The 271-nt window shown below is 72.3% G+C and carries 1 protein-coding gene; it reads right to left on the bottom strand.

Annotation, left to right across the window (positions count from 1 at the left end; genetic code table 11):
• Positions 1 to 271: type VI secretion system baseplate subunit TssG (locus SB764_RS40460; protein WP_410866820.1), on the bottom strand; the 271-nt coding region annotated here is incomplete at both ends.

Genomic DNA, 271 nt, shown 5'->3' with positions numbered 1-271 from the left:
CGAGCAGGCGGGAGCCGAGCACGTGCCCGTCGCCCAGGCCACTCAGGGCCTTACCGCCCCCCGGTCGCCGTGGCGGCCGGGCCGTCAGCCCCTGGGGTGTCCCGGCAGGCGTCCACACCGGATAGAACTCGCGCACCGCAACCTGCGCACCATCCAGTAGGTGACGCACCACGCCCGCGAGCCCTTCGGCCGGACGCGAGCGTTGCGTGAACAGCCCCAGCAGCGCCAGCAGTCTGGAAGGAGCGAGGCCCGACTTATGCGCTGCATTCCC

Origin of the sequence: Paraburkholderia sp. SIMBA_027 (genome assembly GCF_046535315.1) — a bacterium.
Taxonomy (GTDB): domain Bacteria; phylum Pseudomonadota; class Gammaproteobacteria; order Burkholderiales; family Burkholderiaceae; genus Paraburkholderia; species Paraburkholderia tropica.
Note: the sequence above shows the minus strand (reverse complement) of the source record. Positions and strands in the feature narration are given on the sequence as shown.